This is a genomic window from uncultured Methanofollis sp., from assembly GCF_937919355.1.
In the GTDB taxonomy this organism is placed as follows: Archaea; Halobacteriota; Methanomicrobia; order Methanomicrobiales; family Methanofollaceae; genus Methanofollis.
Genome location: NZ_CALFSA010000023.1, coordinates 1 through 1,144 on the forward strand (window position 1 = coordinate 1; position 1,144 = coordinate 1,144).

A 1,144-nucleotide genomic window follows, 5' to 3' on the forward strand; every position below is an offset into this window, starting at 1 on the left:
TGCCGTCGATGACGAGCATCGGCACCTCGGAGGCAAAACTCCCGGCCCAGTCGCCGAAACGGTCGACCTGCTCCCCTGCCCAGGTGGCGACGCCTGCCGACGAGAGCGGTCCCCCCGCCGTCGTCCCCGGCGCCGTCCCGATCCAGGTGAGGATCCCCTGCACGATCTCGGCGAGATAATCGGCGTTCATGGCAAGGACGCCGACCGTGAACCCCACCGCCACGGTAAGGGCGAGAAATACGACGGCGGTGGTGAGAATGGCCGCCATGCCCTCCCCCACCCACCGGCAGAACCACCTCTTCAGGGGCAGGATGACGACGGCAAGGGACGCCGCAATGACGACCACCCAGAGGAGGTTCCAGAAGGCGAGGGCCGTGACGGCAAAAACGGCGAGGACAAGGATGAGGGTCAGGCGGTCATGCGTCATGGAATATACAGTGATACGGCCCTGGGAGGGATAAAATCTTGCAGGGGGGAGAGACGCCCTCCGGCACTGCCGTTATCTGAGATTTCTTATAGGATGGTCGCAAATACCTCAATCAATCGGCAAACACCCGGATTTGCCTCGTACAGAACCGTATAAAAATATTTATGGGTGCGCCGGGGTTAATTAGGTTTAATGAATAGACGCGGAGAGAGGAGATGCTTGCTGACTATCAACAGATCGTGATCGCTGCCGTCCTCTGCTGGGTCCTCTTCGTCACCGTCGATATCGTCTTCAAACTTCCGGAAGAGGGAGGCGTGAGCGGTGCGACAGCCATCGGCCGGAGTGTCGAAGAACATGGAGGCGCCCTCGCGGGCGGGACAATGATGGGGAACATCGTCTCCTCGCCCGACGCCTCGGCCGGCACCCTCCTCGCCGCGTGCGGGGTCTATGTCGCCGGCCTTCCCGGAGGACTCGCGGCGGCCGTCCTTGTCTATATCGGGAACAGGATCTGTCATGACCCCGGCTATGCCGGGACGACAGGCGCAGTGCTTGCAAGCCTGATGGTCGCCGGGTTCGCCACCATCGGCTTTGCCCCCGAGAACTTCATCGCCGGCATGGTCATCGCCATCCTGACCATCCAGGGCCTCTCGCACAGGCACGCAAGCCGTCTCCTCGCCCGCATCTGGGGGTGGCGGAGTTGATCGCCCTGTACGTCTG

At 62.3% G+C, this 1,144-nt stretch carries 2 protein-coding genes; one reads left to right on the forward strand and one right to left on the reverse strand.

The window, feature by feature from the left end; all coding sequences use genetic code 11:
- Nucleotides 1-427: hypothetical protein (locus Q0520_RS01380; protein WP_298665692.1), on the reverse strand; the 427-nt coding region annotated here is incomplete at its 3' end.
- A gap of 215 nt (nucleotides 428-642) precedes the next feature.
- On the opposite strand from Q0520_RS01380, the gene Q0520_RS01385 reads away from it, so the two are divergent.
- Complete coding sequence (locus Q0520_RS01385) at nucleotides 643-1,128, forward strand: hypothetical protein (RefSeq protein ID WP_298665693.1); 486 nt, start codon at nucleotides 643-645, stop codon at nucleotides 1,126-1,128.
- Nucleotides 1,129-1,144 lie beyond the last annotated feature (16 nt).